Source organism: Streptomyces murinus (assembly GCF_002154555.1).
Taxonomy (GTDB): Bacteria; Actinomycetota; Actinomycetes; order Streptomycetales; family Streptomycetaceae; genus Streptomyces; species Streptomyces murinus.
Genome location: NZ_MUNF01000914.1, coordinates 202 through 501, shown reverse-complemented (window position 1 = coordinate 501; position 300 = coordinate 202). Strand labels below are relative to the sequence as shown.

Below are 300 nucleotides of genomic sequence, written 5' to 3'. Positions count from 1 at the left end.
GGGGGCGTGGTGCCGCCGGAGGTGTCGAGGGCGATGTCGTCCAGGACGAAGCTGGTCTGGAGGCTGGAGTCCTCGGTGCCGGTGAAGGACAGGTTCACCGTCTGCCCGGCGAAGGACGACACGTCGAACGACTTCTGCACATAGCCGGTGCTCTTGTCGAGGTTGGACCAGCTGCCCAGCGTGGTGCCGCCGATCTTGGCGGTCAGCTTGTCGTAGGCGGTGCTCGACGTCGTCTCGGCGGTGTCGATGTGCAGATAGAAGCTGAGGGTGGCGGTGGCGCACCCACTGGGGACGGTGACG

General features: G+C 66.3%; 1 pseudogene. It reads right to left on the bottom strand.

Annotated features, from left to right (window positions below):
- Positions 1–300, bottom strand: a pseudogene (locus CCN72_RS36540) (M1 family aminopeptidase); the annotation flags it as partial.